Source organism: Affinundibacterium amnicola, from assembly GCF_014284275.1.
Taxonomy (GTDB): domain Bacteria; phylum Pseudomonadota; class Gammaproteobacteria; order Burkholderiales; family Burkholderiaceae_D; genus Undibacterium; species Undibacterium amnicola.
In genome coordinates, this window is record NZ_JACOFU010000002.1 from 855,427 (window position 1) to 871,587 (window position 16,161).

Annotated in this window: 15 protein-coding genes; 6 read left to right on the forward strand and 9 right to left on the reverse strand. The window is 44.7% G+C overall.

Annotated elements, in window-relative coordinates:
• The first annotated feature begins 62 nt into the window (after positions 1-62).
• The 3 genes from bufB (at position 63) to H8K33_RS07950 (ending at position 2,811) form a co-directional block, all read left to right on the forward strand.
• On the forward strand, positions 63-974 hold the full coding sequence (gene bufB, locus H8K33_RS07940) for an MNIO family bufferin maturase (RefSeq protein WP_186890431.1): 912 nt from the start codon (positions 63-65) through the stop codon (positions 972-974).
• Positions 965-1,861: an HvfC/BufC N-terminal domain-containing protein gene (locus H8K33_RS07945; RefSeq protein WP_186890432.1), complete on the forward strand. Its 897-nt coding sequence runs from the start codon at positions 965-967 to the stop codon at positions 1,859-1,861. The genes bufB and H8K33_RS07945 overlap by 10 nt, the downstream gene beginning before the upstream one ends.
• 89 nt (positions 1,862-1,950) lie before the next feature.
• Positions 1,951-2,811, forward strand: coding sequence for a hypothetical protein (locus tag H8K33_RS07950; protein ID WP_186890433.1), 861 nt, complete (start codon positions 1,951-1,953; stop codon positions 2,809-2,811).
• Positions 2,812-2,847: 36 nt separating this feature from the next.
• On the opposite strand, the gene H8K33_RS07955 is transcribed toward H8K33_RS07950, so the two are convergent.
• Entirely contained in the window at positions 2,848-3,297 is a 450-nt protein-coding gene (locus H8K33_RS07955; RefSeq protein WP_186890434.1) for a YiaA/YiaB family inner membrane protein, read from the reverse strand.
• Between the two features lie 262 nt (positions 3,298-3,559).
• Positions 3,560-4,762, reverse strand: coding sequence for a toxic anion resistance protein (locus H8K33_RS07960; protein WP_186890435.1), 1,203 nt, complete (start codon positions 4,760-4,762; stop codon positions 3,560-3,562).
• A 296-nt stretch (positions 4,763-5,058) separates the two neighbouring features.
• Between H8K33_RS07960 and H8K33_RS07965 the strand changes: the two genes are divergently transcribed.
• The 3 genes from H8K33_RS07965 to H8K33_RS07975 all read left to right on the forward strand — a co-directional run bounded on the left by H8K33_RS07965 (position 5,059) and on the right by H8K33_RS07975 (position 10,818).
• A complete protein-coding gene (locus tag H8K33_RS07965; protein ID WP_186890436.1) occupies positions 5,059-6,669 on the forward strand; it encodes a phospholipase D-like domain-containing protein in 1,611 nt (536 codons plus the stop codon).
• A gap of 207 nt (positions 6,670-6,876) precedes the next feature.
• Complete coding sequence (locus H8K33_RS07970) at positions 6,877-8,649, forward strand: PAS domain S-box protein (RefSeq protein WP_186890437.1); 1,773 nt, start codon at positions 6,877-6,879, stop codon at positions 8,647-8,649.
• 36 nt (positions 8,650-8,685) lie between these two features.
• Complete coding sequence (locus H8K33_RS07975; protein WP_186890438.1) at positions 8,686-10,818, forward strand: EAL domain-containing protein; 2,133 nt, start codon at positions 8,686-8,688, stop codon at positions 10,816-10,818.
• Between the two features lie 13 nt (positions 10,819-10,831).
• Here H8K33_RS07975 and H8K33_RS07980 read toward each other — a convergent pair whose 3' ends face one another.
• From H8K33_RS07980 to H8K33_RS08010, 7 genes are all read right to left on the reverse strand, one after another.
• The gene (locus H8K33_RS07980) at positions 10,832-12,223 is read right to left on the reverse strand and encodes an ATP-grasp domain-containing protein (RefSeq protein ID WP_246443398.1); all 1,392 of its coding nucleotides are present in this window, start codon (positions 12,221-12,223) and stop codon (positions 10,832-10,834) included.
• Between the two features lie 11 nt (positions 12,224-12,234).
• Complete coding sequence (locus H8K33_RS07985; RefSeq protein ID WP_186890439.1) at positions 12,235-12,624, reverse strand: DUF1801 domain-containing protein; 390 nt, start codon at positions 12,622-12,624, stop codon at positions 12,235-12,237.
• On the reverse strand, positions 12,621-13,055 hold the full coding sequence (locus H8K33_RS07990; protein WP_186890440.1) for a hypothetical protein: 435 nt from the start codon (positions 13,053-13,055) through the stop codon (positions 12,621-12,623). Before H8K33_RS07990 ends, H8K33_RS07985 begins: the two co-directional genes overlap by 4 nt.
• Before the next feature lie 73 nt (positions 13,056-13,128).
• A complete protein-coding gene (locus H8K33_RS07995; RefSeq protein WP_186890441.1) occupies positions 13,129-13,998 on the reverse strand; it encodes a lysozyme inhibitor LprI family protein in 870 nt (289 codons plus the stop codon).
• A gap of 113 nt (positions 13,999-14,111) precedes the next feature.
• Positions 14,112-14,540 carry a DUF2059 domain-containing protein gene (locus H8K33_RS08000; protein WP_222613337.1) on the reverse strand — a complete coding sequence of 143 codons (429 nt, stop codon included), beginning with the start codon at positions 14,538-14,540 and terminating at the stop codon, positions 14,112-14,114.
• 82 nt (positions 14,541-14,622) lie between these two features.
• Entirely contained in the window at positions 14,623-14,979 is a 357-nt protein-coding gene (locus tag H8K33_RS08005) for a terminase (RefSeq protein ID WP_186890442.1), read from the reverse strand.
• A 147-nt stretch (positions 14,980-15,126) separates the two neighbouring features.
• On the reverse strand, positions 15,127-16,125 hold the full coding sequence (locus tag H8K33_RS08010) for a substrate-binding domain-containing protein (protein WP_186890443.1): 999 nt from the start codon (positions 16,123-16,125) through the stop codon (positions 15,127-15,129).
• Between the last annotated feature and the right edge of the window lie 36 nt (positions 16,126-16,161).

Consider the following 16,161-nt stretch of genomic DNA (forward strand, 5'->3'; position numbering starts at 1 on the left):
ATATTCTGATTACTATGTACGATAAGAAATCATCGGAAAAGCTGAACTCCTACGCCACTCCCATGCCCAATCTTGGGTATGGGATAGGATTACGCCATTGTCATTTTCAAGATGTACTGCAATATCAAGCAGGGCAAAAAATTAATGGGCACTATGCGCCCGATTGGTTAGAAGTGATCACAGAAAACCTAATGGATGATCATGGTCACACACGTCAGATGCTGCGCCGTATTGCAGCGATTTATCCATTGGTTTTTCACGGCGTTTCACTCTCTATTGGTAGCAGTGAGCCACTCAACTTTGCCTACCTAGATAAACTTAAAAATTTATGTGAAGAGTTTTCACCGGTTTGGATATCCGATCATTTATGTTGGACTGGTATCGGCAGCATCAATAGCCATGATCTATTACCAATGCCTTTACATCAAACCAGTTTAGATTACCTGATCTCAAGGGTTCATCAGGTGCAAGACTATTTAGGAAGACGTTTGATTTTAGAGAACCCGAGTAGTTATCTACATTACTTGGAATCCGATATCTCCGAATGGAATTATCTGAATGCGCTGTGCGACGCAACTGGCGCGGGGATACTCTTAGATATCAATAATGTCTATGTTTCTGCATTCAATTTAGGTTTCGACCCACGTGACTACATTCAAAATATCACACCAAAACACATCGTACAAATCCATCTCGCTGGCCCTCGTCATTGCGGCACCCACATCATTGATACACATGATAGTCCAGTGCCCGATATCGTCTGGCAGCTATACACTGAACTGATTCAAAGGACTGGTTTAGTCAGCACTTTATTGGAATGGGATGCGAACATTCCTGATTTTGCAACGCTGATGAATGAGCTGGCAAAAGCGCGACAACAATTATCATCGACAACATCAACCGAATCTGCTGAACAGTCATTCAGCAAGGAGTTCAACACCGATCCATTGCTGGCAGCGAATCTATGCGTCTGAGTATCAAACACTTGCAGCAACAAATGCTAGCGCATATCACTGGCACACCTGAGGCTAAGTTTATGCAAGCTGAACTTATGCATGCTGATTCAGACAAAAAGACATCTGAAAATATTCAAACGCATCAGTTATTACGCCCCAATAGCTATTTAAATCCCACGCAAGCGCTGGCAATTTATCAACTCGCATTTACCGCACGTCTACTCGATTGTCTGCGAGCCGATTTTCCCATCTTGCGACAACATTTAGGTGATCCATTATTCCATCACTTTGCAACAGAATATCTCAAGGCATTTCCACCAAATTCCTATAGCTTATTTGATCTAGGCGAACACTTTGCGGATTACCTCCAACAAACTTGCCCCGATCTCAGTTCGCTCGATGAAGCGGATCAGATGATTTATTTACTACCTATAGAAATCGCAAGAGCAGAACGCATGCGGGTATCAGCTTTACGTGCCAAAGGCACAGAGGGATTGACGCTGCTTGAACCTGATTATCATCATCTTCCACAATTAAAAAGAATCTCTCTGACATCGCCTGATGTCTGTAGCGTGATGACAGCGCAAGCAAGCTTGCTTCACTGGTTCAATCAAAATAGCATTGAACAAAACAGCGAGGACTGTCGTCGCATTTACCTTGCGATAAGCCGCTGCAATTATCGTGTTACCACCGATCCGATTGAGCAATGGCAGTATGATTTTTTGCAAGTCCTGAAAGAAGCCCATCCATCATCGATTTTCCTCGAAGACCTGATCGCACAGTTAGCAAACAGATGTCGATACGATGTCGATATGATTTATGCGCGTCTGGCACTTTGGCTACCAGTAGCAATCAGTCGTGCTTATATCCTTGTCGAGTTGAATAACTGCGAACATACTGATTAGATTTTTTCTATTCGGCAGAAAAAGTAAGGATGAAAATGCCTATAGTTCGGTGCTATCATGCACGCAAGTTCTTTTGTCATCGTGTCCTTATGCAACCTTCTGATCCTCGTTCTGATCCTCGCTTTGTTTCATCAAGTCGACCACTCAATCGCCGGACGACACGCGTGCCATCAAATGTAAAACAAGATCTCAACCCTGCGGTGAAACGTCAACTTGCAGCGATCAAAGCAAAGCACGCACTTGGCTTGCCACTGTTTGATCAAATTCAGATACGGACTGCTCCGACCAGTGCAAGGCAATATAATTTCAAACAAATTTTCCAGCTTTTAATACTGACCAGTTCCGCATTCGGAATTTTGTTGGCAGCAATTCAGCGATCTACTTTCCTCGCTGGTGTAAGTGGTTTGGTGTTACTGGTGTTTGGTGTCTGGTATGGGATTTCGCGACACAAGGGATCGCAGCACCTATCTGTGCAGACAGATACTTCACATCTATTTGCATTCCAAAGCTTGAGCGCATTTGATCGCGCAATCGCTGCGTTCTACGAAGAGCAGCATGAGCCAACAAACTTAAAAAATGATCTTCCGCTTCAAGCGAAATTTGATGAGTTGAAAACGCTCTTGCAGGCGATCAAAGCTCAATTTGTGCGTATCCATCAACTTGTTACCAACGCGAACGATATCGGTGAACTCAGCTTTGATGATCGCTTTTATTTGAACGAATGTTTGCAACGATATCTTCCAGATAGCCTTGAAAGCTATTTGCGCGTGCCAGCGCAGGCGCGTTCGACACACACTGTACAAAATGAACAAACGGCATTGGATTTACTACTTAATCAATTACAGCTCTTACATACAGAAATCGATCAAAGAGAACAGCTGCTAACAAAAAACGCTGCTGAGCAATTAGTGCGTCAGCAGCGTTTTTTAGAAATGAAAAGTCGACAATGAAAAGTCAACTTAGTCGTTCATTACTGGCTCAGTCAATTAAGAAGCTTGTACTTCGTTCGTCGTCACATCAGCACGCGCCATCAAATCCGCTTCATGTGCATCACGAATCGTTTTTGCCAACGTAAAAGTGGTACTAATCAAAAATAGCCAGCTCACAAGCATGTAGTTTTTTTCCGCTGCTGGTATATTCATACGCCAGAGTCCCCAGGCAGTCAATAAAATCGCTGCGGCAAAAGCGACCCACACCGTCATCACCCATGATGCTGTATCAACTTGTCCATCGCGATTATCGCGTATCATTTTGGCGACGGCAAAGCATGCAAATAGGCTAAAAAACAAACCCAGTGCGACGAAAGCGCGGTCTAGTTCTTGGCCTGGCAATTGAATTGTGCCCGTCGCACACGCGACAACGGCGATACCGAATGAAAGCCAAACCTGCAAGCGCCAAGCATTACTGTCACGATGCATGATGTATTGTGTTGCCATAGTTATTTCCCCTTTTTCGAGCGTATTGCGTTTGAGTTAGAAACAAGGAACTAAGTTTAACTTAACTTAATTTAATTTAACTTAATTCAATTCAGATTTAGGACCTACGCAAAATTGCGCTGGCTAGGCGGGAAGCCGAAGACAGTACGGTTGCTTGGCCTGCCCCTGCGAAGGCAGGGGGCGAGGCGAACCAACAACGCCGGCGTCTGTTTTGCGTAAGTCCTAAGATTATTACGAATCCCAAGCTTCTTACATTATTGCACTACAAAGCAACCGGACCAGATAATTCTACCCGCGTTGCTTCGCGTACTTGCTGTTGACGATGCTTATCGAGATAGTGCTCTGCCTTTTGCAATTGCTGTTGTAGGACATGATTATTTTGTCCCATCACTTCAATCGCCTTAGAACGGAAAGTGTCCATGGCATCCATGGCTTTAAAAGTTTGCTCAAACATCTCTTTCAATTTATCAATTCCCAACATAGGATTTTGCGCAAACTGCCCTACCTTATCGGTATGTTGATTTAATTGACGCCCCGTTTCGGCGATCAGATTTTCTATCGTGCTGTTAATGCCACTCAGCGCATCCATCACTTTGATTTGATTTCCTGTCGCTCTGGCAAGCGTTTGTGCAACGGCTAGCGCACTCATGCCTGTTGTCGCGACACGACTGCATCCATTCATCATCTCGCGTCCGGTTTTCTTCAATACGTCTAGCGCGAGATAGCCGTTAGTACAGACCGCTTGTTGGGTCAACATATCTTGCAAATTTTGACGCGCATAAAACAGCACTTCTTGCTCCAAAGCTTGTGCACGTGCTGCATCTGTCATTCTTAAGGACTGCACACGTTCCTGCAAACGACGATCCAATGTCTCTGCAAAATGCATGGCGCTATTGAGCTTTTGCATTGCCTCCCATAGCTTCAAACGAGTCGCCTCGATATCGAGTACATCACGTTGCATATCGTCACGTGCTGCATATAATTGCTGCATACTTTTTTGCAATTGCCCTGCTGCACCTTGATATTTACGGAAATAGCTTTGCAATTTATTCCCATATGGGATCAGTCCCAATAATTTCTTTGGTTGAAACAAGTCGCCTTCTTTACCAGGATTAAGCTGATCCAAATGCGTACGCATTTCTTGAATCGCTTGGTAAGCAGAACTATCTTCCATTCCCATAAAATTCGCTTGCATCAATCTCCCCTGCATCAGAGCCGAAGCAATGGAAATCTCTTCACGTCCTAAAGCGAACGCGCTATCAAGCCGCGTTTTAAATTCAGCGCTTTGCACATCTTCAGTTAACAAAGCTTGCATAAACCGCTCTACTTGTTCTTCGACCGCTGTTTTGAGCTCGTCTGTTAATGGCGCTGCTGTTTTTGCGACTTGTTCACTCACAGGCGTAATCAGTTCTGGTGCTTGTAAAACAAATGGGTTGCTGGTATCACTAGCAATTTGCTGGTTCATCTTTACCCTTTCGGTGAGATTTAAAACAATGGCAATTTAAATTGAATATACTGGAATAGCAATCAAATATTTTCTGGTCAGATTCGAGTATTTGATCTTAAGAATTTGACTAAGCGAGAGTTTGAAATCCTTTTTCACTTATTGCCACATTGCGATTAATAGTTTCATGCCTTCGTAAAAAAGGTGTCTCAATACGATACTAGTCGCGGAAATTTATCCGCAGTCCAGGGCATGTGGAGGACGTTTGCTTGTAAAATGGAAAAGTACGCTTATGCGAATCTACTCCCTATCTGGCTATGCGCCCTGCAAATAAACTCAAACTCAGTATCGCGATTCTGTTCTTACTCTGTCTATTTACTTATTTAGACCGACCATTTCCCACATCACGCACGGTCTATGACAGCGTGCCAATGCCAACCACAAGTGAAGGCAATCTTCAAGCAAGTTTTGAATTTCTGTCAGCGGACAAAAAGAATGCGCAATCTTGGTCATTGCCTAACTATATAGCGTCGGTCACCGCAGAACATCCGCAAAAAACGGGTGCTTATATTTTAGAAAATGGATTTGAAGCCCTGCTTGCTCGCGCCTGGCTTGCCGATCATGCGACGACCAGTATCGAGGTGCAATACTTCATCTGGAGTAATGACAATATCGGCACACTCGCCTCTGAGGCTTTAATCCGTGCCGCCAATCGTGGGGTGAAAGTACGGGTGATTGTCGACGATTTATTAATCGAGGCAGAAGATAAAACCTTGCTGGCATTAGCCAAACACCCAAATGTGGAAATCCGTATCTACAATCCTAAACATCAGGTCGGCACAAATATTGGCAAGCGCTTATGGAATATCATCGCGGATTTTAAATCGGCAAATCAACGCATGCACGATAAGACCTTTGTCGTCGATGGTGTGGTCGCGATTACCGGCGGTCGAAATATGGCGAGTGAATACTTTAACTTTCACCATGAAGCGAATTTTCGCGACAGAGATGTGCTGATACTTGGCAATGCCGTGACAAAAGTCAGCGGCAACTTCAATAACTTCTGGCAACACCCCTTGAGTGTTCCTGTTGAAACCATCTTTGCCGAACATCGTTTCATGCGGGCATCGACAGAAATCAGCAATCAAGAAGTTGCAGGAATCTATGAGCAATTACATGCCTATGCAAATCTCGACAGCAATTTTGAGCCCGCCCTCAAGCAAGCGATACGTAGTATTCCTGAATCTTTCGAGCGCTTGTCAAAAGAGATCGTCTGGACTGATGTGGAGTTCATTCACGATATTCCAGGAAAAAATCGCCTTACGGATTTACAAGGCGGTGGTGACAGTACCCGCGCTTTAGCGACGCTGGTCAATCAGGCACAACAAGAAATATTGATACAGTCTCCCTATCTGGTGTTATCCGACAGAGCCATCGCGATGATCAAGAGCAGTTTGCAACGTGGCGTCAAGATCACCATCAATACCAATTCTTTAGCCTCTACGGATAATTTACAGGCATTCAGCGGCTATCGTAATCAACGCAAAGAATTATTAAAAATGGGCGTGAGAATATTTGAATTTCGGCCAGATGCAGAAAGTCGTGGCAAGCTACTCAATTCCCCAGTCATCGACAAATACAAGCCCGCTGTGTTTAGCTTGCATGCCAAATCCATGGTAATCGACAACAAAATCGCCTACATAGGCACATTTAATTTTGATCCACGATCAGAAAACTTGAACACCGAAGTCGGTGTGATCATTCGCAATCAAGAATTATCCAAACAACTTGCACAGGCAATTGAACAAGATCTCAAGCCCGGCAATAGTTGGAACGCGCAAGTTGATAATCCCGACCAATATGTGTCAACTTCCAAACGATTTCAGGTTTGGCTGATGCAATTATTACCACTACGCCCCATCCTGTAACTGACATGTAAAAATAAGATTTACACGTAAAAAATAACTCGAAAAATGCACCGAAAAATCAGGCGCTACGGACAAGCAAAAAAATTATTGCTATTCATAAAAGACTTGCACATTTTTTAGTCCGTTTTAATCGAAGAATCTTGCCTCAAGGATATAGAAGGCATAAATCGTGCTAGCATAAGATGCAAACTTCACGAAGGTGGCATCATGACAGATCGCATCGAGCAAGATGAGGAGCAGCACAAGGCAGTCGATGATCGCTATCGCTTGTTAGTCGATGGCATCGCAGATTATGCGATCATCATGCTCGATCCAGCTGGTCATATCCAAAGTTGGAATGCTGGTGCAAGACAGATTTTGGGCTATTCTCAGGAGCAAGTTTTAGCGCAGCCCATGTTATCGCTGTATTCCGAAGAGATATTGAACAATCACTTTTCGCCTTCACTATTAAACCATGTCGCCCAGCATGGGCATTACGAGGTTGACACTTGGTTACGCAGACAAGATGGTTCTGAGTTCTGGGCGAATGTGTTGATCACCGCTTTATTTCAAACCGATGGAACATTAATTGGCTATAGCCAAATCATCAAAGATTTGAGTGAACGACGCCGCATAGATGAGCGCTTTCGACGCGTAGTTGAATCGGCGCCGAATGCGATGGTAATGGTCAATCATCATGGCTGTATTGAAATGGTGAATACGCAGGCCGAACGGCTCTTCAACTATAGTCGTGCAGAGATGTTGGGACAAAAAATAGAGATCCTGGTACCAGAACGTTTTCGCCACGGACATCCAGTAAAACGCGATATGTTTTTGCATGCACCGCAATCACGACCAATGGGAGCTGGGCGAGATTTGTTTGGCAGACGCAAAGACGGCAGTGAATTCCCTATCGAGATTGGCCTCAATCCAATTGAAACGGATGAAGGTATGATGGTTCTATCTTCCATCGTCGATATCTCCGAACGCAAACGCCTGGAAGAACGCTTTCGTCGTGTGGTCGAATCTGCACCAAATGCAATGGTCATGGTGAATTCGCAAGGCAGGATAGAAATGGTCAATACCCAAGCCGAGCTGCTATTCCATTACACCCGTGCAGAATTACTTGGTCAGTTAATCGAAATTTTGGTACCTGAACGGTTTAGACATGAACACCCAGGCAAGCGCCACCAATTTTTCGGCGACTTGCAGTCACGTCCTATGGGTGCTGGTCGCGATTTATTCGGTCGTCGCAAAGATGGTAGCGAGTTCCCTATCGAAATCGGTCTCAATCCTATCGAGACCGAAGATGGCATGATGGTGTTATCGTCTATCGTTGACATTTCAGATCGCAAACAAAAAGAGTTACGAATTCAAGAAGCGCTCACTGAGAAAGACGTCTTACTTGGTGAAATTCATCACAGAGTCAAAAACAATTTGCAAGTGGTGCATAGCTTACTCAGTCTGCAATCCTCACTGATCAATGACGAAGCGGTCAGAAATATGTTGATGGATAGCCAGAACCGGATTCAATCGATGGCACTGATCCATCAAACACTGTATCAATCCAATAATTTTGCCCGCGTTGATTTCGCTGACTTCTTAGAAGCGCTGATTCCGACGCTGGTGAATTCCTATTCAGTATCAGGAAAAAATATCACGTTGGCGGTGAATGTCGATGAAGTTTATCTGCCAATCAACTCGGCAATTCCTTGTGGCTTACTGATCAATGAATTAATTACGAATGCACTCAAGCATGCGTTTACAGAGCGTAACGAAGGCAAAATCAGCGTTTCTTTGTCGGCCAACGACAACAAAGAAATTCAATTGCGTATTAGCGATGATGGCAACGGTATCCCAGACCATTTAAATTTAGATGAAGTCGAGACTTTGGGCTTGCGACTGGTCAACCTGCTCTCGCAACAATTAAACGGTGTATTGCGCATACAACGCCAGCATCCGACAGAGTTTGTATTAAGCTTTCCGCTGACAGAGCACTAGACCAACACTCAGCAGACACTAAGTGAGGACATCACCATGCTAACACGTGTACTAATCGTCGAAGACGAGAGCATCGTAGCACTTGATCTGCAACGACGCCTGATTCGCCTTGGCTATGATGTGCCGCGTGTCGCCGCCAGTTGCGAACAGACTATCAAAGCGATACAAGAAACCTTGCCGCATATCGTGCTGATGGACATCAATATTTCTGGCGACATCGATGGCATCGACACCGCAGCCAAAATTGATTTACCCGTTATTTTTCTGACCGCCTATTCCGAGGAAAGCACCTTACAACGAGCTAAAGCCAGCAAGCCTTACGGCTATTTGGTCAAACCATTTTCAGAGCGGGAATTACATGCCACGATACAGATGGCACTGGAACGACATCAAGTCGAAACCCGTTTAAAGATGAGCGAAAATCTGCTGGCGGTCGCTTACGCAAAAATGGAAAGCGCCAAGCGTGATTTAGAAGTACATGCAGCAGAACTGTACAAGGAAAAACAACGTCTGGAAGTCACACTCAATTCTATCGGTGATGGTGTCATCACCACAGACCATTCCGGCAATGTCACTTACCTTAATCCAGTCGCTGAAAGAAAAACTGGCTGGTCATGTATTGAAGCAATGGGAGTTCCCGTCGCAAAAGTCTTAACGCTCATAGACGAAGAAACGCAGGAATCGACCATTTCTCCGATAGAGGCGACGCTGAGAACTGGTCAAGTGACGGGCATGGCGCATAAGAGTGTTCTGGTCAATCGCAATGGCACGAAGTTTTCGATTGAAGACTCAACCGCACCAATGTTAGACCGCAATGAGCAAATTATTGGCGCAGTAGTCGTATTTCATGATGTTAGCGAAACTAAACGTCTGGCAGATGAAATGACCTATCAAGCCACGCATGATGAACTCACTGATTTAGTCAATCGCCGCGAATTTGAAAAGCGCTTACAGAAAGCGGTTCAAGGCAGCATCCTGCATCAACAACAACATGCGCTCGCCTATCTTGATCTCGACCAATTTAAGATCGTCAACGACACCTGTGGTCATAATGCGGGTGATGAATTACTACGTCAAATTACGGGGCTCTTACGCTTGGCATTACGCGCAAACGACACCTTGGCGCGCCTTGGCGGTGACGAATTTGGCGTGCTACTGGAAACTTGTCCACCGTATGTTGCCTTACAAATTTCGGAAAAATTACGCAATATCATCGGCGACTTCCATTTCAGTTGGGACGGTAAAACTTTTCCTATTAGTGTCAGTATCGGACTGGTCAGTTTTGGTGGACAAGAAGCCGAACGTCAGGGCGTTAATGAAATCTTGCGTTTTGCGGATTCCGCTTGCTACACCGCTAAAGATCTTGGTCGCAATCGCATTCATATCTATCAACCCGAAGATAATGCCATCACCAAACGGCATGGCGAGTTAGATTGGTATACCAAGATTTGCAGCGCTTTAGCAGAAAATCGCATGGTATTGTACGCACAGAAAATAGTGTCATTAAATCCATCGGCGGATGAGCAAGTGCAGGCACATGTAGAAATACTGCTGCGACTAATTAATGCCGAGGGTAAGGTGATTCCACCTATGGCATTTATTCCCGCGGCAGAACGCTATGGTTTAATGCCCGAAATTGATCGCTGGGTGATACGACATGCATTTGCCCATATCGCCCAATTAGAAACACCTGAGAACGCCTTGTTCTCTATCAACCTCTCGGGCGGCAGTTTGAATGATGAGAAAACTTTAAATTACATCTACGAGCAACTTGCGATCAGTGGTGCTAGGCCTGAAAGTATCTGTTTTGAAATCACCGAAACCGCAGCGATCGCCAACCTGCTAAACGCCCGTGCGTTTATCCTCAGCTTAAAAGAAAAAGGCTGCTACTTCGCCTTAGATGATTTTGGTAGCGGCATGTCCTCATTCGCTTATCTCAAACATTTACCGGTTGATTTCTTAAAAATTGACGGTTGCTTTGTCAAAGATATTATTAGCGATACTGTTGACGCCGCGATGGTCGATGCCATCAATAAAATCGGTCACGTGATGGGACTAAAAACCATAGCCGAGTTTGCTGAAAATCAGGAAATCATCGATCAACTGCGAGTGATGGGAATTGATTACGCACAGGGCTATGGCGTTGCTTATCCTGAACCTTTGGTTTGATAAGCATCCAAAGTTAGCAAAGGATTGCGTGCATTTTTTGCGGATTATCGGTCAAATCTTTATCACTAATGGTATACACCGGTGCGAAGCCACCACCCGGCGTGCGAAAGTTAGTCGTCTGCCCCTGATACAAGCGTGCTGCGGTCCACTGCACTTGCCCGTTATAAGTGTATTGGCGAATATCAAATTTCATTTGCGCTGGCAATTCGGGCGATCCTGAAATCCGTTCGCCTGGCGTAATAATGCTTTGCGCGATGTAATCACCAGCCAGAATTTCTTCCCAGACGCGCTTAGTTAATTTATCACCGCGATAAGTTGCGCGACCACCATAACCCGCATTCGGCTTAAAGAATAAATGTCGGCGCTTAGCCCACAATCGTTCGGCTTGATCAGGCTTTACAATTTCAGTACCAGGAATATTCGCTAACAAACACGCTTGCACTTCTGTACTCACACCCAATGCTTGCAATTGCTGTGGATCGGTCCAGATCACCAAATTACGTTTATCGGCAAATAATGCATGCGCTTGTGGATTTGGCGTTAATACGATGGCATCAGCGAGATAAGCTTGTCTTAATGCGTTCGTGTTGGAATGTTCTAAATAGAAATCTGTCAGTCGGTTATACACTAAATCAATCTTGCAATGGCCATGCCATAAACCACCATCGCGCCAACTCAAATCTTCTGGTGCAGTAATCACTGCATGGATACCAAATCGTGAAAATAGCTGCTGAAAAAGTAAAAATTCAGGATACAAATATTGCTCTGTTGGTGCATCATCGACGATCGCAATGGTGCTCAGTTCAGGTGACAATTTGGTGGCGTGCTCACTTTGCCCCAGCGCCCACTCTTGGCGAAACATCTTGATAATGTCTTGCTCAAATGCCTGCACGGTTGAATGGTCATGCACAATATCGTCCATTACCGCACAACAAGCCCGCTGAGACCGCGCTAGCACCGCGTTTAGCATGGCACCACCAGCATTCGTATTCACCTCAATCAAGCCGATTTTTTCATCATGCACATGAAAATCGTAACCAAAGAAAACCCCTTTCACCGCCTGATTTTCATGCTGTGCAATTGCTGGCGCATCGCGCAAAATCTTTTCGCGAAATGCCGGCATCGCCACCACAGTTTCTATCGCCTGAATTACCGCTGCCATGGCGCGTTGCTGGCTTGCCGAAACAAACACCGGCTGAGCGGAAAATACATGCGGACAACGTTGCTCAATTAAATCAAAAATCTCAGGCGCAGCAAGCTCAACTTTGAGCGCTTGCTTTAATGCGCCATCAGGTAAGCTCAAACAAAAACATTGGCTATTGAGTTTTTGTATGGTTTTCGCCGCATCTTCATTCGTACCACACACATGACACACTTCCGACGCTAGCTTATCTGTTGAATTCATTTTGATTTAATTTATGTTGATAGGGAATGCTGGTGTGCCAGCTTCACATAATGCATGAGATGTTTGCTTTCGATATCAGCGATAGTCACCAATTTAATGTGTCGACGAAACTTTCCCTTACCTTCTAACACGCCAAATTGATCAGGCAAATTCGCCCCTTCGCCAAATTCCAAAGATACGTGATTCGCATACACAAAGATGCCACAAAACGCTTCTTCTTCAGCGAATAAAATTCCACCATACTTCACTTCTTCTTTGATGACGACATCATTAGACTTATTCACGTTAAGGATTTTTTTACGTATTGTCTGTACCAATTCATAGTGTGCAGAATTAGTCAGGCTCAAATCTTGCAAAAACAATGTGACACGGTTTTCAGCTTCGTTTGTATTCTTGCTCATGATAACTCACTCCATACTTGACTTAATCCTATCGCATGCACCGCTGCCAGCAACAAGCAAATCGCTGAGCTGATCCACCAAAACATATCACTGTTTCCGACGAAGAATGGTTTTAACCAAGGAAATGCTAAGCCACGCGCAATAAACACAATAATCAAGCCAAGCAGAACCACCCGCCGTAGAGGTAAGGGCATGATTACCCCCGCCGCTGACAAGGCATACGCAGAACACATCAATAATGCGACGCCGACAATTGCAGCCATCATTAATGGTTGCGTATGTCCACGATTCAGCATTGCGATTACAGCATCGCCTGCACCTAACAGACGAAATAAAGGCGCTCCCCAGATGATGCACGCAAAGTGCAAAAGTGCCGCAAAAAAAGTGCCGGCGGCGGCGAATAGCAAATAGATATTTATGGAGTTAGTCATTAGTTCGTTCTCTCGAAATCAATCTCCGCACAGATTGCACTACAAAAACCTATCGTCAATTCTAAATCTCAAGTCATGATGGATTAACATTTTTGCTTAAGGTGATAAGTTCTCGAATGCAGACGTCTTGATCAATCCAACGCGTTTCGCGTGGTATTTTTTCGATACAAGCAGTCACTTTTTTTACATCCAATAAGCGATTTTTCATTTGAGTCACTTGGCAGTCAAGCGCCCAAGTAGTGGGCCACGTGCCGCCAGCACCCGTTAAGGCTCCGACCAACTCACATTCATCCTCTATGTATTTTTTCCAACCGCGTTGTTGCAACTCTATGCCAGAAAGGATACGCGATTCAATATAAGGCCTGCCATTACTGCCTTGCGTGTTAGATAGTAAGCGTAATAATTTTTCAAACTGTAACTGCAAAGCAGGCGTAAGTTGATCTAATTCTTCGCTTAGTACATATGCTGTATGCATGGCGCTACCTTCAGGCCAGCACGCTTTGCCTTGGCAATTTTCCTTTTCTTGGAGTCGTTTCATTTCATTGGCAATCCATGTCGAAAGCATCTTCTCCTGCGACCGGAATCGCTCAAGTATGCACTTCTCAGACTTGCATTCGACTAGTTTCTTCCGCCAGTCTTTTTGTTGACCGAACAAAACTTGCGGATCGCGAGTTTGCACTTCAACCTTTTGATAGAGATCACGCAACTTACTTTCAGCAGCCATAATTTCAGGACTGGCACACATCATTTTTTTCAAATCTGATTGGATGACGGCACAATTAAGGCTGACAAAACCATTTGTATTAGAGACACTTTTAGAGGCACCTGGCGATTTGGGCGCTAGGGATTGCAACGCCAAATTCGTATGCTCTTGCGCGCCAATATTCGATGCGAAAGCTAGGCTGATGATGAGCAGATATTGCACTAAGCGTAGTGATTTCATTTGCTATGATGGGTCAGAGTAAATTGCTTGTATTAGCGACGTTCAGTTAGATTATCTCCAGCTAATTCGATTTGCCGGTTTATATTTCGCGACAAAGGCCGAATTTTGAAAATTTACTTTTTCTCGTCTCGCAACTTTGCCATCGCTTGTACCATTTCTTTTTGCATCACCGGCATAATCTCTGCCATATACACGCCAAATTTCTTCATCGCACTTGCACCTTCTTTTGATTCGTAGAAAGTTGCGATGGCGTTTAACTCTTCGGCAGTGAATACCTTGACCATTTTTTCTTTTGACACCGCCTCGAGAAATTCCACACGTACGATACTTCGCATATCTTTCAAGAATTTCTCTCGTTGATCCGCTGGCATCTGCTGGGCGACCGATGCAAAAGCATCGTCTAGCATGGTCGCCATAGGCACGCTTTTCAAATAACGGTCAGCGGCTTTCGCGCGTAATTCAGGACTGTCTTGCGCCATCGTCACAGAAGAAAAAGTAGTACAGACGGCAAACAAACCAATAACTAGGTAGCTTAATTTCATTTTGCGATGTCCAATTAATTTAAAACAGATATTTTACAGAATTACTATCAAATTAAAAAATTATTAATATTAGTAAAAATCATTATCCCAATTGAGATTGCTTAAATGCCCGCAACCACCCGCCGGTCAAAACAAAACGCGGAAAATTAATCCACTGTTCCAATAGGAGACGCGTGATCGCATTCAGTTTTCCGGAAAATGGAATCGATGGTAAAGACTCGATCGCGTGACCACGTCCTTGCAATGCCAAGGACAAAGCCATCAAGGCAAGAGAAAAGAATAGACCAATCGACGTCCACTGCACGAAACTAAGCACGACACCCACATTACCCAGTAAAAATAGCGGCACGGCGACGATGTGGATTAAGAGATTTTTGCGTGAGCGATGATATAAATGATAGCCGTCCCACTGCCAACGGACGAGTTCAACTAAGCGCATATGCTTTTTCCTCAATTTAAATCATGTTAGTGTCAACAAAGACTCACCATAATACTTGAGAGAAAGAACACAAACAATGCAAGCGTTTATGCAGAAATTGGTGCACTGATAGTGCAAAGAAATTTCTTCGTAATGGAAAATCTGGGTTCAACTCACCGTCTCACCAGCAATCAAAACTGGTTGCCATAAGACCTGTAACTCCGACGGAGGCGTACCATTCTGTAGCGCCAACAGCATCTCTACCATTTTCTTACCAGCAAGATCAGGATTAGGCTGCTCTATCGTGGTGACATTGTAGCCAGCCAAAGAATCTTCCATCTTACCCCACACGATGATGGACATTTGCTTGCCAATTGCGATACCTGCATCTAACAGAGCACGCATCGCGCCGACGCCTGCCATGTGGTTATCGACGATCACTGCACTTGGCGGCGCGGAGCTCGCCAATAACTGTTGCATGGCAGCGTAACCACCACGTCGATCATTCGAATTATCTTTGAGATAATCGGGATTTGGCTGTAAGCCAGCATCGCGCATCACAGATTGAAAACTATCAAAACGCTGACGTGCAAAATTCATCTCTAACGGCGCACTCATTAAAGCAATACGCTGATGTCCGTAGGCGAGTAAATGTTCAACGGCAACTCGCATGCCGCTTTCATTATCGTAATCGAACCAGGCATGTGGTTCATTAACGCGGGTACGACCATGTGCAACAAAAGGCAAACCATGTTTGGCCAGATAGGCGACGCGTTCGTCATACAATTTGGTGCGACCAACAATCAAACCATCGACGCGACGCTCTTTCACCATATGTTTATAAGCGCGTAACTCATTTTCCGGTGACACAGGCGCCATGATTAAATCCATTTGGCGACCTTCCAATGCTTCCACCATGCCACCGACAATTTGCATGAACATAGGATCAGCCAAATCGTTGGCGATCAGCGCATGAATGATACCGATCACATTGGTACGCCCAGATGCCAAGCTACGCGCCATTGGATTGGGACGATAGCCAAATTGCTCAGCGGCTTCTAAAACACGTTGACGAGTTCGTGCGCTCACTTCTGGATAGCCGTTTAAAGCACGGCTAACGGTCGTTTCTGAGATGCCAAGATTTTGTGCCAGACTTTTGAGATTCATGGTGCCAATTCAGTATTGATGACTACAGGCGACTTG